7 protein-coding genes are annotated in these 15,096 nt (G+C 43.3%); all 7 read right to left on the bottom strand.

Features of this window, described 5'->3' with window-relative positions; all coding sequences use genetic code 11:
• Positions 1 to 21 precede the first annotated feature (21 nt).
• Positions 22 to 1,392, bottom strand: coding sequence for a sigma-54-dependent transcriptional regulator (locus FMM05_RS06635; RefSeq protein WP_143372558.1), 1,371 nt, complete (start codon positions 1,390 to 1,392; stop codon positions 22 to 24).
• A 10-nt stretch (positions 1,393 to 1,402) separates the two neighbouring features.
• Positions 1,403 to 3,331 (bottom strand): tetratricopeptide repeat-containing sensor histidine kinase, encoded by a 1,929-nt coding sequence (locus tag FMM05_RS06630; RefSeq protein WP_143372557.1) that lies wholly within the window; start codon positions 3,329 to 3,331, stop codon positions 1,403 to 1,405.
• Between the two features lie 42 nt (positions 3,332 to 3,373).
• Complete coding sequence (locus FMM05_RS06625; protein ID WP_143372556.1) at positions 3,374 to 4,072, bottom strand: YoaK family protein; 699 nt, start codon at positions 4,070 to 4,072, stop codon at positions 3,374 to 3,376.
• Positions 4,073 to 4,201: 129 nt separating this feature from the next.
• Positions 4,202 to 6,208: a S9 family peptidase gene (locus FMM05_RS06620; RefSeq protein ID WP_143372555.1), complete on the bottom strand. Its 2,007-nt coding sequence runs from the start codon at positions 6,206 to 6,208 to the stop codon at positions 4,202 to 4,204.
• A gap of 194 nt (positions 6,209 to 6,402) precedes the next feature.
• A complete protein-coding gene (locus tag FMM05_RS06615; protein WP_221932251.1) occupies positions 6,403 to 12,648 on the bottom strand; it encodes a T9SS type A sorting domain-containing protein in 6,246 nt (2,081 codons plus the stop codon).
• Between the two features lie 89 nt (positions 12,649 to 12,737).
• Positions 12,738 to 13,298: a phage tail protein gene (locus FMM05_RS06610; RefSeq protein WP_143372553.1), complete on the bottom strand. Its 561-nt coding sequence runs from the start codon at positions 13,296 to 13,298 to the stop codon at positions 12,738 to 12,740.
• Positions 13,299 to 14,277: 979 nt separating this feature from the next.
• Positions 14,278 to 15,096, bottom strand: a complete 819-nt coding sequence (locus tag FMM05_RS06605) for an alpha/beta hydrolase (protein ID WP_143372552.1) — start codon at positions 15,094 to 15,096, stop codon at positions 14,278 to 14,280.

Genomic DNA, 15,096 nt, shown 5'->3' with positions numbered 1-15,096 from the left:
TAAATGAGTTGTTGTGTAAATTTAGTAATATTCCTGTCGGATGCCCAGTTTTTTCATTTTAGAATACAGCGTGGCGGGTGATATTTTTAATACCTCTGCCGCGCCCCCGGGGCCAAAAACTTTACCGCCGCACATTTTTAAAGCCGTCATAATATGCTCACGCTCCATGTCTTCCATAGAAAGCATTGCACCATCGGCCGCCTGCTTAACCTGTGCCGATTGTGATGTTACAGCCAAGTCAAACGCTATGATCTCGCTGCCCGAAGCAAGCAATACATTGCGCTCTATAAGGTGCTCCAACTCGCGGATGTTGCCCGGCCAGTCGTACTGCATGAGCTCGTTTAAAGCCTTGTGGCTTATGCCTGTAACGTTTTTATGAGCCTTAGCAGCGTATTTTTTGAGGAAGTAATAAGCAAGGGACTCAACATCCTCTTTGCGCTCCCTAAGCGGCGCTAATTCCACAGGAAATACATTCAGCCTGTAATACAGGTCGAGCCTGAAACGCCCCTGTGCCACCTCAAATTCCAGGTTACGGTTGGTGGCGGCAACAATGCGCACATCTACCTTAACGGTGGTTTCTCCGCCTATCCGTTCAATTTCTTTTTCCTGTAATACTCTAAGTAGTTTAACCTGAGCATCTAAAGGTAGTTCGCCTATCTCATCTAAAAATAGTGTACCGCCGTTGGCCTGCTCAAACTTGCCTATTCGGCGTGCATTAGCACCCGTAAACGCACCTTTTTCATATCCAAAAAGCTCTGATTCTATCAACGATAACGGCAGTGCAGCGCAGTTTACTACAACGATAGGCTTGTTTTTTCGGGGCGAATTTTCGTGTATGGTATGGGCAATGCGCTCCTTACCGGTACCGCTTTCGCCCAGTACCAGTACCGATGTATCGGTTGGGGCAACAACGCTAACCTTATTCAGAACTGCCTGCACAGAGTTGCTGGCTCCTATAATACCTTCAAAAACAGGCTGGTGTGCCGGGTTGTTTACGGCAAGCTGGCTTTTTTGCTCTAACGCAAAGCGGTAACGGGCAATATCCAGCATTACAAGCAGGTCTTTTTCCCTAAAAGGCTTAACCATAAAGCCGTAGGGTTCGGTTTGTTTAACCGCCTCAAGGGTACTTTGATTGGTATTGGCCGATATAAACAGGTACGGTATGTTTACTTCCTTCAGCTCCCAAGCCAGGTCAATCCCTGTTTCATCACCTTTTAATATGATGTCCAGCAGTACCCATTCCGGCTTTTTAGCCTGTATCATTTCGCGCGCCTGCTGTGTAGATGATGCTATGCCAACAACATCATAACCAGCCTTTTTAAGTATGATCTTCAGGTCGTTAGCGACAATAAATTCGTCTTCAACAATTAATATTTTTTCTTTTGTGCTCATTGTCATGTGGCTATACGTCAGCCTTTCTCTTTATAAAGTTAATTGTTACTACCACCCCGTTGTTAGAGGCTATGTTAAATGAGCCGTCCATTTGCTCCGTTAGCCCCATCATAAGGTTCATACCCAACGAGTCGCGCTCTTCGGTCTCAAAGCCAGGGCTCAGCCCAATCCCGTTATCTGATATCCTGAGCATGTACTTACACGTCTCAATTTCTTTCAGTTCTATATTTATAGTGCCTTTGGCATCGTTGGGAAATGCATATTTAATGGCATTGCTAATAGCTTCGTTAAGTATTAAACCCAGCGGAACCGCCTGTGCCACATCAAGCTCAATAGGCTCTGTGTTAAGTACGTACTTTATTTTTGAAGCTATATCAAAACTGTCTTTAAGATAGTTTACAAGCTCATGTATGTACCAGGACATATCTATACTGGACAGATTTTCAGTTTGATACAGTTTTTGATGGATGAGCGACATGGCATGCATACGGTTTTGGCTGTTTTGTATGGCCAGCAGCGCATCTTTATTTTCAAGGTAAGCCGACTGCGTATTGAGCAGGCTGATAACAATTTGTAGGTTGTTTTTAACCCTATGGTGAATTTCGCGCAGCAGCCATTCCTTCTCGTTAACAAGCTGGCGCAATATATCGTTTTGCCTGTTGATCTCTTCCCGTTGGGCCTCCAGTTTTTTATTGCTTTTTTGCTTTATCTGGTACCTGCTGTAGGTTACTATAAGCAACAGCAACAGTACAATAATGCCACCTATCGTAATGTTCCTAATGGTTGCCTGGTTGCTTATGGTAGTATCTTTAAGGCGGCTGTTTTGCTGTAACAGCTTAATGTCTTTATCCTTCTTTTCGGTTTTGTAAGCAATATCCAGCTCCTTCATTTTCTTATCCCTGTCTACACTAAACAGCGAGTCTTTCCATTTATGGAATTGCTGGTAATGGCCTATGGCACTCAGGTAATTGCCTGATGCAGAGTCGGCCATAAATAAAAATTCCTCGTTCTTGGTAATCTGGGTAAGGTTAAAGTTTTTTTTAAGCATTTCAGCCTGTTTTACAAGGAAAGGCTTGGCAAGGTTATACTCCCCGGTATAGCTATAGTAATGAAAAACAGTTGGATAAAACATCTGTATGTGTTGAGGAGACTCGCTTACTGTCCGGTCTATCGCTAAGAGCCTCTTAAAGTAAAAGCGTGCTTTTTCTTTGTTGTTTGCCCTAATGTAAATGTTTGTAAAATAGTAGTTTAGATCAAAATTAAATTCGGGGTCACTGGATGGATATTTTTGTTCGAGTTCTTTTAACCTATTAATAGCCTCAGCATCGTGGTGAACTTGGGCCAGGTTTTCAACAAGGGTAAAATAACCGTGTACAATCAGATTTTTGTCTTGTGTTTTTTCAGCAAATTGTACCGCTTTTTTAGAGTAGGTAACTGCATTATTATATTGTGAAGCAGATGAATATGCCATTGCAGCCTTTTGGTAAACGGTACACATAACAGCATTGTTAAGGTGCATGTTTTCAGCTAGTTTCAAAGCTTTTATGGCATAGTTAAGGCTGTTCACATAATCTTCATTGTACCCATAAAAGTAAGATATGTCTGATAGCACCTCCGGAGATTTTTGTCTAGCATGATTATTGGCTAACGTAAGCGCTTTTTGAAGATAGGGCAGAGCAGGGCTAAAGTCGCGAATATGAATGTAGTACATTGCAATAGAACGCAGTGCATCTATGGTGTTGGGCCAGTCTTTTGCCTGCTCATACAGTTTTACTTGTTGTTGCATAGCAGCAAGTTCAGGTGCTTTAGAAAGAATGGTTAAATCTTGGGTATTATCCTGATCCTGAGTTTGTGCAAGTGATTGCATAGTGCACAAAAGCAACAAAACACCAAGTAAATTGGCGTAAAACACTGTACATATGTATGCTTTGGTATTCATTTTTTAAAGGTAATCTATTACTCACAAATTGCAAAATTGCTATTAAGCGCTGGTTTTATTACGGTTTTTAAGGTAGCATATAAGCAAAGCTACGCCCGGCACAGCTATTGTTGCAAGCCCAAAAAAATTACCGCTTACCGCTCCTAAAAAACATCCGGCTAAGAAACCGGATAACGTTACCAGTTGAGTTTTAAAATTAATGATATCCACAGAGTCTTTAAATCTGGTTCTAAACAGGTTACCTAAGTCTAACGCAGCCTGGGTAACATTTCCCGTCATCATAGTGGTTGGGCCATAGGTTTCTTTAGCATACAGTTTGCCAAAAGCATTTTGAAGCCCCATGGCAAATACAACGGTCATGGCAACAGGATAAATAATCCAGTTGCTATAACCATACATATAGTTAAGCAGTAATACGGTTAAACCGCCTACAGTTAGTAAGACACCTTCCCACAATAACAATTTGTACCTGTTTGTTGCTGTTGCACCAATACGCCCACCTACCATTACGGCTACGATGAATATGGGGAATGTAAGTAGTTTTACCCATGCCAGGATGTCTGAGCCTTTAACTATCTGGTAAGCAAATACAATAAAATTACCTGTAACGTGGGCTGAGAATAAAGCATCGGCAGCTACAAAAGTAACGGTATCACAAAAGCCTGCTATGATAGTTAATAGCAGGGTAGTGTACCAAATGTTTTTAGTAGGATGCGATGTCGCATTTTGGGGCGGGTACATAATACATTATATAAATTGCATTACAGTAAACAATAAAAACACCAAAATGATAAGTATTTGAACTACAGGGATTAAGTTATTTTTAATGAAAAATAATTCACGACATATCGTTAATTTGGTGTGTATTTATTATTTAAGATAGGTGTTAAGCCAGTCTATCCAGTACTTATCCCTCTCTAAAAGTGTCACCGGGTCGCTGGCATTATGGGCTGCAACCGGCCAGCCTATAAATTTAGTAACCACTCCATTATCTTTAAGTACATGGTACAATTTATATGATTGCGTAATGGGCACTCTTGGGTCAGCTGTATTAGAGAGGATGAGGGTTGGTGCCTTAATATTATGGGCTTCTGTAATAGGCGATTGCTCAATGTATTTCTTCATGTTATCTCCCACAAAAGGCGATCCGCCAAGTGACCCTGAGCGCGCTACATTGCCATCGCTAAAACTGTATTGGTCTACCCAATCGGTAACCGCAGCACCGGCAACGGCACATTTCCAGCCACCGTAATGCCCTGCAAGCCAAACCGTCATAAATCCGCCGTAGGACCAACCTGTAACAGCAATATTATCAGTATCTATTATACCTGTAGCCTTTAATTTTTCCAGTCCGGCCATAACATCGCGACCCGGGCCTGTACCGGCATTTTCTGTAATAGCAAGCTTGTAGGCACTGCCTAAATTATCGCTGCCCCTGTAATTGGGTTCAAAAGTAAAATATCCCTGGTTGGCCAACAGCTGCGGGAAACGCGCAAACATTTCTACCGATGCCGCATTTGGCCCGCCGTGTACCAACAATACGAGCGGATATTTTTTGCCTTTTTCATAATTAGCGGGGTAAGTAACAATACCACAGTGCTTTAATCCGTCATTTCCCCAGCGGATGGTTTCAGTTTTACCCAAGGTCATAGCGGCAATTTCCTTATTGAAATTGGTGAGCTGTATAGGTTTGGCTGTAGCCGATTTTAGATAGTACAGCTCAGCGGGTTTGGTAGGATTTGAGCCTATAAAGGCAATGCTGCCGCTTTTACTTACCGATGCATCTACCCAAAACGACCAGTTAGGGCAAATAGTGCCCAAATCCAGCTGGGTAGCTTTACCATCTAAAGTAACCGTCCAAAGTGATGTTTTGTTATCGTTATGGGCACCCACTAAGAAGGATTTACCATCGGGCATCCAAACCGAGCAGTATACATCCCTGTCGAGCTTATCGGTAATAACCTTACCCTCAGTACCGCTACCGGTATTGGTAACCCACAATTCATAGCTACTTTCCTGCCTGCCGGAGTTTTTGTACCAATAGGATATTTTACTGCCATCGGGCGAAAAGTTGGGGTACGACTCTAATGTTGTCCTCGGGGTAATTTGTTTGATGGCCTTATCGGCTACTGTAACCGAATTAACGGTACGCTCTATCAAATCGCCCGAATAAGCTGTTGCCACCTTTGTAAATAAAATAGATTTACCATCGGGCGACCATGAAAACGGCGATGATGGCGGACCCGGCATTATGGTTACAGGCAGGCTCCAGTCGCCTTCCGTAAGTCTTTTTTGTTCAAATGTAAGGGTATTTACAAGCCATATGTGGGTAGGGGTGGGCTGGCTGTTTACAAATACATCATTGTTGCCAATTTCAAAATCGGTATAGCCTTTTTCAATTTCTTTTTTGCGCTTTTGCTCATCGGCAGTGGCATAGGCAATTTCATCAGATGTTGGGCTCCATGCAAAATGCTGTACACTTTTTGGCGCTTTAGTTATTTGCTTGGCATCACCACCATTCATGGGAATGATAAATATCTGGGCCAATGCATCTTTAGCTGCGCTTACTTTGGCAATAAAGGCCAGTTTGCTGCCATCGGGCGACCATCTGGGGTATGCCACTACAATCCTGTCCTGCGTTAAAATTCGCTGCTTGCCGGTGGCAATATCAACCAGTACCAGTTCGTAATTATATCGGTTTTGCTCATAATCAGGCCTTGAAACCACAATTACAATGCTTTTACCATCCGGCGAAATTTTTGGTTCGCCAATGTTTACAAATTTTCCGGTATCGGATAGTTCAAACTTTTTCTGTGCAAACATGCTGGCAGAAAATATATTGATAAGCAATATTAGTGCTATAATTAATTTTTGCATGATTATATATTTTTAATGAGTATTAGGGTTGTTAGATAGTTTGTTTTAAGGTGTTTAGCTTTTAAAAGTAATGCAAATTATCTGATTGGCAGATAAATGCTTAACATATTTTACAAAGAATTATCTGATGGATATAAAACAAAACCGCAGCCAGGATATCCGGCTGCGGTTTATTTTAAAAAAGAAAATTTGGGTTATTGCTTGTTCTTAATGATACGTTTTGTTACCGAACCCCTGTTTGAAGTAATGTTGAATAAATACACCCCGGACTCCAGCGTAGCAATATTGATCCTTTGATGCGTGCCTGTTACAGGCTGCTCAAGAACAATTCTTCCGTTAAGGTCGTACACGGTAACCTTAACATCTTTAATGCTCATGGCCTCTGGTATAGAGATAAACACCTCATTGTTAGCCGGGTTAGGGTAAATATCAATAGATGCTACACTAAAATGTTCTGTTTTAAGAGAGTACGTAACAACCACTATAACTGTTGCCTCGCTACAATTAGTAGTACTTAAAGCATCACAAATTGTGTAGGTTATAGTGTAAGTACCAAGTTCGGCACCGGCAGGAACGTTAATGTTTCCGTCTTCATCTATGGTAACACCTATAAGTCCGCCATCGTTAGTTACCGTTATGGTAATAGCAGCATCATCAACGGCAACACCGTTCATAAGGTCGTTTGCTGTAACATCGCCGGCAATACCACCTGTATCTTCATGAATTTGGTTCTCGCTAAAGTCGTCATTTACAGCTTCCAGAACATTGGTTACTGTTAGCATGGCCGAAGCCGACTCCGTAATACAGTTAGCACCATTGGCTAACTGTACCCTGAAAATGTATCCGTTATACGATGCAGGCACGTTTACTAAAATTAATGAGCCTGTGGTAGCACCCGAAACTTCAGGGCTTGTACCACCATTGGTGATATCAGTCCAGTCGGTTCCGTTAGCGCTGTATTGCCATTGGTAGGTACCTACGTTATCGGCAGTAACAGTAAATATAACATCGTTACCGGCCTCGGTAATTACATCGGCAGGGTCGCTGTTTACAACAATTGCAAGAGGCTCTGTAATAGTAAAGCTTTGTGTAAGAGTACAACCGTTAGCATCGGTAACTGTTACTGTGTAGGTTCCGGCAACCAGGTCGGATGCTGTAGCAGCCGATCCGCCCGATGGCAGCCATGCATATGTATAAGTGCCTGTACCACCGCTAACATTTACCGTAGCCGAACCATTTGTACCGCCGTTACAGCCCACATTAACCTGTAGCGTTGTGGCTGTTAGTGCAGCAGGCTCAGTAATAGTAACTGTTTGTGTTGTGGTACAACCGTTAGCATCGGTAGCGGTAACTGTATATTCTCCGGCAGCTAATCCTGTTGCTGTGGCAGAAGTTCCGCCAGACGGAAGCCACACATACGTATAGGCTCCTGTACCTCCTGAAACGGTTACGGTAGCCGACCCATTAGTGCCTGCATTACATGAAACGTTAGTTTGCGTTGTTGTTGCTGCAAGTACTGTTGGCTGTGTTATAGTAACCGATTGTGTTACAGTACAACCATTAGCATCGGTTACAATTACACTGTATGTACCTGCGGCTAAACCTGTAGCAGTGGCAGCAGTACCACCCGATGGGCTCCATACATACGTATACGCACCTGTACCACCTGTAGCCGTTACTGTAGCCGACCCTGTACCACCATTACAAAGTACGTTAACTTGTGTTGTGGTTGCAGTAAGCGCTGTAGGCTGGGTTATAGTAACTGTTTTAGTAACTGTACACCCGTTAGCATCGGTTACAACTACACTGTATGTACCTGCGGCTAATCCTGTTGCTGTAGCAGCAGTACCACCTGATGGGCTCCACTCGTAAGTGTAAACACCCGTACCGCCTATCGCTGTTACAGTGGCCGATCCTGTACCGCCGTTACAAAGTACATTTACCTGTGTAGTTGTTGCAGTTAGTGCAGTAGGTTGTGTTATAGTTACTGATTTAGTAACAGTACAACCGTTAGCATCGGTCACAATTACGCTGTAAGCTCCTGCTGCTAATCCTGTTGCTGTTGCAGCAGTTCCGCCCAATGGGCTCCATGCATAGGTATAAGCACCTGTACCACCTGTAGCGGTTACCGTAGCCGATCCTGTACCACCATTACAAAGTACATTTGCCTGTGTTGTAGTTGCTGTAAGCGCTGCCGGCTGCGTAATAGTCACCGTTTTAGTAACAGTACAACCGTTAGCATCGGTTATAACCACGCTGTAAGTCGCCGCTGCTAAACCAGTAGCAGTAGCAGCAGTTCCGCCCGATGGGCTCCATACATAGGTGTAAGCACCTGTTCCACCCGTGGCGGTTACCGTAGCCGAACCCGTACCGCCATTGCAGGCAACATTTACCTGGGTAGTGGTAGAGGCAAGTATTGTTGGTTGAGTAATGGTTATATTTTTAATCAGCGTACAGCCGTTAGCATCGGTAATTAAAACCGAATATGATCCGGCAGCTAACCCTGTAGCTGTTGCAGCTGTTCCGCCTGAAGGCGACCATACATAGGTATAAACACCTGTACCGCCTGTGGCTGTTACTGTAGCCGATCCGTTTGTTCCTCCATTACATAAAATATTAACTTGGGATGTTGTAGCCGTAATAGCTGATGGCTGGTTAATTGTTACGTTCTTAATGATGCTGCATAAGTTAGCATCGGTTATGGTTACAACATAAGTTCCCGCAGCAAGGCCGGTAGCTGTAGCGGCCGTTCCGCCGGAAGGCGACCATGAATAGGTATATGCTCCAGTTCCCCCTGTAGCAATTACCGTAGCCGACCCGTTAGAGCTGCCGTTGCAGCTTACATCGGTTTTAGATGTTGTAGCAGTAATAGTGGCCGATTGCGTAATGGTAACCGATTGTGTTACGTTACAACCGTTAGCATCAGTTACAACTACGCTGTAAGTACCTGCTACAAGTCCGGTAGCTGTAGCAGCTGTTCCGCCCGATGGGCTCCATAAGTAGGTATAAGCACCTGTACCGCCTGTAGCCGTAACCGTAGCCGATCCTGTTGCCCCACCATTACATAAAATGTTTACCTGTGTGGTAGTTGCTGTAAGTGCAACAGGCTGGGTAATGTTTAAACTCCTGATAATAGAACATCCGTTAGCATCGGTAATTGTAACGGCATAGGTTCCCGGGGCTAAGCCTGTAGCTGTAGCAGCCGTTCCGCCAGCGGGCGACCAGGAATACGTATATGCACCTGTACCGCCTGTAGCTGTTACCGTTGCAGTGCCGTTATTAGCACCATTGCAGGTAATATTTGTTTTTACTGTAGTAGCGTTAAGCGCAGCAGGCTGTGTAATGGTAACGTTTTTAGTCAGCGTACAGCCATTGGCATCGGTAATTAAAACCGAGTATGCACCTGCCGAAAGCCCGGTTGCTGTAGCAGCTGTTCCTCCTGATGGGCTCCATGCATATGTATACGCTCCTGTACCACCTGTAGCAGTTACTGTAGCCGATCCGTTTGTAGCACCGTTGCACAACAGGTTAATCTGAGAGGTTGTTGCTGTTATTGCAGATGGCTGTGTAATGGTTACATTTTTAGTAAGCGTACAGCCGTTAGCATCTGTAATCAGTGCCGAATATGCTCCGGCAGCTAAGCCTGTAGCTGTAGCAGCCGTTCCGCCTGAGGGGCTCCATACATACGTATACGCTCCTGTACCGCCAGCTGCGGTTACAGTAGCCGATCCGTTGCTTCCTCCGTTACACGATATATTTACCTGAGATGTAGTTGCTGTAAGTGCAGCCGGTTGGGTAATGGTAACGTTTTTAGTGAGCGTACAGCCGTTAGCATCGGTAATCAGTACTGAATATGCTCCGGCTGATAATCCTGTTGCTGTTGCAGCCGTTCCGCCTGAGGGGCTCCATACATACGTATACGCTCCTGTACCGCCAGCTGCGGTTACAGTAGCCGATCCGTTGCTTCCTCCGTTACACGATATATTTACCTGAGATGTAGTTGCTGTAAGTGCAGCCGGTTGGGTAATGGTAACGTTTTTAGTGAGCGTACAGCCGTTAGCATCTGTAATCAGTACCGAATATGCGCCGGCAGTTAAACCTGTAGCTGTAGCAGTTATTCCGCCTGAAGGGGTCCATACATACGTATACGCTCCTGTACCGCCAGTTGGTGTTACTGTAGCCGATCCGTTGCTACCTCCATTACAAGTAATATTTACCTGAGATGTTGTTGCAGCTAATACAGCCGGTTGTGTAATGGTTACTGTTTTGGTAATCGTACAGCTGTTGCCGTCGGTTATCACAACCGAATAAGTACCCGCAGCCAGGCCAGTGGCTGTTGCAGCTGTACCACCTGATGGGCTCCATACATAAGTATAAGGCAATACGCCCCCAGTTGGTGTTACTGTAGCCGATCCGTTAGTTCCGCCATTGCAGCTAACATTAATTTGCGTAGTTGTGGCCGCTAAGTTAGAGGTAGCCGTAATGGTAAAGTTCTTGGTAAGAGTACAACCATTGGCATCAGTTATCAATACAGAATAAGCTCCTGCTGATAATCCTGTGGCTATAGCAGCTGTACCGCCAGATGGGCTCCATACATAAGTATAAGCTCCTGCACCTCCCGATACTGTTACACCTGCCTGGCCTGTGGGCCCGCAGGTTGCATTTACCTGAGATGTAGTAGCAGTTAATACAGCTGGTTGAGTAATAGTAAAATTGCGTGTTATAGAACAGCCATTGGCATCTGTAATTAAAACCGAATAGGCCCCCACGGTAAGCCCTGTTGCTGTTGAAGCAGTTCCACCGGATGGACTCCATAAATAGGTATAACCGGCAGTACCCCCAGAAACGATTACACTTGCTGTGCCACTTGCTTGCCCGTTACATAAAACGTTAGTTTGCGATGTGGTAGCCGTAAGTGCTGCGGGTTGGGTTATTGTAAAGCTTTGAGTATCGGTGCATAAGTTGGCATCGGTCACTGTTACAGTATACGTGCCAGCTGTTAAGCCAGAGGCTGTAGCTGCAGTACCACCTGATGGTGCCCATGAATAGGTATAGCCCGGAGTACCACCAGTTACTGCTACAGTAGCTGATCCTGTTGTGCCTCCATTACAGTCTATATTGGTTTGAGCACTGGCTGTCGCGTTTAATGCAGCAGGCTGGGTTATTGTAAAGCTTTGAGTATCGGTGCATAAGTTGGCATCAGTAACCGTTACGGTATACGTGCCTGCTATTAAGCCAGAGGCTGTAGCACCGGTTCCACCCGATGGTGCCCATGAATAAGTGTAGCCCGGAGTTCCACCGGTAACTGCCACCGTGGCCGATCCTGTTGCTGCGCCGTTACATGCTATATTGGTTTGAGCACTGGCTGTCGCGTTTAATGCAGCAGGCTGGGTGATGGTAAAGCTTTGAGTATCGGTGCATGAGTTAGCATCTGTAACCGTTACGGTATATGTACCAGCTGCTAATCCTGTGGCCGTTGCCGCAGTTCCTCCTGATGGTGCCCACGAGTAGGTATAGCCCGGAGTTCCACCGGTAACTGCCACCGTGGCCGATCCTGTTGTGCCGCCATTACACGCTATATTGGTTTGAGCACCCGCTGTAGCGTTTAAAGCTGCTGGTTCTGTTATTGTAAAACTGGTTGACGACGAATTACCACACGAGTTGGTAACCGTAACTGTCCATGTCCCGGCAGGTACGCCTGATATTGAAGCCGTACCATCGCCAGTTGGGTTGCCCGGTGACCAGTTGTATGTAAACCCGCTGCCACCTGATGCCGATACCGTTGCCGAACCGTTAGATCCGCCGTTACAACTTATATTTGTTTGAGATACCTGTGATAATGTAACAGCCGGGCAGGGAGCCACTGCTGTTTGCCATGTCATAGCATCTAAATCTATGTAGTTAATACCATTAGTAGTAGCTACTACAAACTGATCTATAAGTGTATTGGAATTATTAGCACCCCCAAAAGTAGCCATATTAATAAATGTATGGCCATTATTTACTGCAAACGACGTGGTAAACCCGGAACTTGCCGAAGCGGTATATTGTGTGGCACCCCCAAGTTTACCGGTAATGGTAAGGGTATTGCCATTTACATTTAAATTGAGGTTGTATGTTGAAAGAAAAAGGTACATACTCTTCAAGGTAAATTGCGCGCCTCCGGCAGCACTAATGGTAAACTGCGACGGCATATTTGCAAATGAATTACCACTATTATCTATGTACTTGTTATCTACACTGGAGCCATTCCACCCGGTGCCCGGGTAATTGCCCTGAATGTAAAAAGGTCCGCCTGCCTGGCTGGTAATGTTAAATACCTGGCCGTTATCGGTAAAGCTTGTAGAGCCGTTAACCTCGGTCTCAAAGGTCTCTGTTGTTTGAGCAATAAGCCACTGCGCAAAGAACAGGCAAATTAATAATAAGTAATTTTTTTTCATTAGATGTAAATTACGATTAAGTAGAAATTTAGATACGCCATACCGCAGGATATAAATATCCCGGTAGTATGGCATATTACTTTTAAAAATTAGCTCCTTGAAGGGAAGATGCCATACAGGCAAATTTGATAACTCATAGCAAGGTATGGTTGTAAGTTGTTTACAGGTAAGCCACTACCTGTTAGGTTAGTAACAACAGTTGTGTCGGCTAACGGCGTATCCGGATTAATTCCGGCTGCCGTATAACCAAGTGTAGGGGTAAAATCCCTACCCGATGATGTACCTGGGGTAGCAATCGCCGCGCCTCTTGCAGCAGTGCTGGCGCTTGATTGTGTAGAACTAACTACTACGTGGCCAGTGTGATTGTGAGGTGGCAGGTTGCTAACAAAAAGAGAATTATTCTCGGTGCCGCTCATTTGTCCTCCCACATAGTTGCTAAGGCCGGGGCCCTGGCCTATACCTATTGCAATTCTGCTTCTATAATCAGGCAAGGCAAAAGTAGTTTGGCCGTCTCCGCCGTAAGTAGTTCCTAAAAGCGAAAATAACGCTGTATTTTGTTGTATCGATAAAAGTCGGCCATCGCAAAATGCCCAATTTTTTACTTCCCAATTAAAAGCAAATAGCTTTACTGTACCAATAAATTCGTCCATGATAATAATTTTTAAGGATTGTGTTTGTTAATTGATCTATAATGTTTTAGTTTGAATTTTTTAGCCATTACTTTAACGTTTTCGTAAAGTAATGTGCTTCATCAAAATTCTCTATATATTACAAGGTGGCACAGGTAGCAATTACCTGTTTTGTGTAGCAGGTAGTTTTACCTGTTACGGTCTTATTACATTTTATCTATGGAGGATAATGTATTTAACCGATGTCTGGTTATAGACATTTATACATTAGAATAAAATCAAAATATATAATTGGGTTAAAATAATTGGTTATGCAGAGGGGGCGTCTTAGTCTAATTCTGTTTTCATTTTAAAATAAAAATCCCACGCTACGTAAGCGTGGGATTTTTGTTTGGGCTGGTTTTCCAATTTTTTATTTGGAACTTTTGTTTCAATAAGTTCGGCAGAATAATGATAATCGAATGTATAATCCGTATTTAATTTAATATGCTCTTTAACTCCAGTGTAGTTTGTTGTAAAAAGCCTAATAATGCTCTAACGAAATTTTTGATGTTTTACAGGAAATTATCGGTATAAGAATTAGTATAAAAATTATGTTTTTCATTATTCAACTGGGCTAATTTGTTCTTTTTAAAGAATCTTTTAAAACAGTATTTAGGTAAATAATAAATTAAAATTTTAGAACGAGATAAATATAAATTATAACTGTAAATGTTAAAATAATATGCTTTATTTTGGTTTTTACCTGTTTTAGATAATTATAAGTGATTGTTAAATGTATGATAGCTAATATAATATAAGCGATTATCCAATACCATTTATGTTTTTCATAATTCAAGGAAGACAAGATTCCTGAGCCATTTATAAGGAAATCAATTACTGTAAAACTGAAGAATATTAAATAAGGAACTGCGAGATGCAGTATGCTGAGAATCGTATTTGATATTATTTTCATCAGCAAATTACTCTGTCTATTATCTAACATCTAATATATTAACATCTACTTTTTTAAATCTAAAACTCTTTTAACCTCATTTAGTAAAAGCGGGTAGGCAGGGTCTGCCATGTTATGTCCGTAACCATCCAACTCAAAATGTTGAATATCGGTATGCCCATTAAGTTTCATCATACGTGCCATATAAGCGTTCTCGTCGTAGCGGCCCAGCATTTCCATTTCGCGGTTACCGGTAATTAGCAGGGTAGGTGGGGCATCGCCACGCACCCAGAATAATGGGGCAAGTTCATCTATAGTAGGTTGTTTTTCAGGTATTCCTTTTTCTTTACGTGCCGTAAAGTGTGTTATGCATTGCGGACTAAACGGTATCAACCCAGCAATCCTGTTAGCATCTATGTTATATTTTCCCAGCCACTTTTTATCGAGCCCTACCATGAGGTCTAAATATCCCCCGGCCGAGTGCCCAGAAAGGAAGATGTGGTTAGGATCGCCACCATACTTAGCTACATTGTTAAACGCCCAGGCAATGGCTGCGGCACTGTCCTCAATACAATTTACTACTTTTACATTAGGGCTAAGGCGGTACCCTACACCTATAATACAGTAACCCTTATCTTTTAAAGCCTGCGGAATTTCTTTGCTGCCCTGCGTTAACCCACCACCATGAAACCATAGTATGGTTGCGAAATTTTTTACGTTCTTAGGGTAGTAAATATCCAGTACACAACGCTCTGATTTATAATTATCATTCTTGTAATCAGCATCAGGATAATAACGGATGTTAGTTTTGGTGTCGTAATCAGTTTTTTGGGCGAAAGATATTGTGCAGGTAAACAGCACGAAGAGAACAAGAAATTTTTTCAT

It is taken from the genome of Flavobacterium zepuense (assembly GCF_007097145.1).
GTDB classification, from domain to species: domain Bacteria; phylum Bacteroidota; class Bacteroidia; order Flavobacteriales; family Flavobacteriaceae; genus Flavobacterium; species Flavobacterium zepuense.
Note: the sequence above shows the minus strand (reverse complement) of the source record. Positions and strands in the feature narration are given on the sequence as shown.